Here is a 746-nt window from a genome sequence, read left to right on the forward strand (position 1 = left end):
CATTTCAGCTCTCGAATTTTAACAAATGCACCGGAATTTCGGCTTGACCCATTTTACGGCCCATGTGAACGTGCTCGGTGAAATGATGATGTGCGCCACTTCCTTTTTCTTGGTACATTCGAATTCTATGATGGGATAATAGGGTGACATGGTGATGTAGGTGCTGTCATTATGGTAGTTCGCACCGTTCGACACCAGATTGTATTTCAGCACTACAGCTTGCTCCCGGGTGAGCGTGCCAAGAAGCGAGTCACGCACAAAGTGCGGTTCCACCTCATAGTCATCGGGCGTGATGGTTTCCTTGGGGGTGAGCGAGAATACTCTCACTTGCTTAGCGTTGATGAGTATGTCTGTCAGTTTCCGTCCCAATATCCTGTAAGCGGTTTTGTCTGGATGTATCCATTTGTTGCATACAGGTGCTTCTTTCGTGCTTTTGTTCTTGGTGTCGGTGTCTTTGGCTATGCCGCACGCCGTTGCGTAGTTCACACACAGTATGGTCATGGCTGTGAGGAACAGTACGTTTAATTTGTTTCTCATTGCTTTTATGTTTTTATAGTTCTATTTGGATTCTGAGACTTGTGCTGTGGTTTTTCGATCGGATGCCGGCATAAGGCTTCTGTCCGTCAGAAGTAATGAAATCTCTGTTGAAATAATCGTATTGCGGCATGTTGTAGACGGCACCTATTGACCATCTTTCGGGTCAAGCCGAAAACACGGTGCATGAATTTTGAGAAAAGTGTTAAATT

Annotated in this window: 1 protein-coding gene; it reads right to left on the reverse strand. The window is 45.4% G+C overall.

Going from position 1 to position 746, the window contains the following annotated elements:
* Positions 1 to 18 precede the first annotated feature (18 nt).
* The gene (locus C5S62_RS06640; RefSeq protein WP_104404612.1) at positions 19 to 537 is read right to left on the reverse strand and encodes a hypothetical protein; all 519 of its coding nucleotides are present in this window, start codon (positions 535 to 537) and stop codon (positions 19 to 21) included.
* Between the last annotated feature and the right edge of the window lie 209 nt (positions 538 to 746).

The sequence above is a fragment of the Prevotella sp. MGM2 genome (assembly GCF_002933955.1).
In the GTDB taxonomy this organism is placed as follows: Bacteria; Bacteroidota; Bacteroidia; order Bacteroidales; family Bacteroidaceae; genus Alloprevotella.